The 656-nt window shown below is 48.2% G+C and carries 1 protein-coding gene; it reads left to right on the top strand.

Features of this window, described 5'->3' with window-relative positions; translation table 11 throughout:
* Positions 1–656: ATP-binding protein (locus R7093_RS25965; RefSeq protein ID WP_318147113.1), on the top strand; the 656-nt coding region annotated here is incomplete at both ends.

The following is a 656-nucleotide window of genomic DNA, read 5'->3' as shown; positions in this document are numbered from 1 at the left end:
CGCACGAATTACGTACGCCATTGAATGGCGTGATTGGCTTTACTCGTCAAATGCTCAAAACGCAGCTTTCTAATAGCCAAACCGACTACTTGCAAACCATTGAGAAGTCCGCAAACAACCTATTAAACATCATCAATGACATTCTCGATTTCTCGAAATTGGAAGCCGGTAAGCTGGCGTTGGAAAACATTCCGTTTGATTTCCGCGAAAGCTTAGAAGAAGTAATCAACCTACAAGCCACCAGCGCGCATGAGAAAGGTCTGGAGATCACCTTGAAAGTGGATCCGAAGATCCCGCCAGGTCTAGTCGGAGACCCGCTACGTATCCAACAAATTTTGACCAACTTGGTGGGGAACTCCATTAAGTTTACTGAGCGCGGAAACATCGATGTTAGCGTCGAAATGCGTTCACAAGCAGGTGACTCGGTTGAGCTGCAATTTATGGTGCGAGACACCGGTATCGGTATTTCAGAGCGTCAACAAGCGCAGTTATTCCAAGCATTCAGCCAAGCGGATGCCAGCATCTCTCGTCGATATGGTGGTACGGGTCTGGGCTTGGTTATCACCCAGAAACTGGTTAGTCAGATGGGCGGCGAAATCAGTTTGACCAGTCGTCTTCACCAAGGTTCGACATTCTGGTTTACGCTTCGCCTCAAC

It is taken from the genome of Vibrio sp. 1580, assembly GCF_033340055.1.
This window is presented reverse-complemented; position numbering and strand designations above follow the sequence as displayed.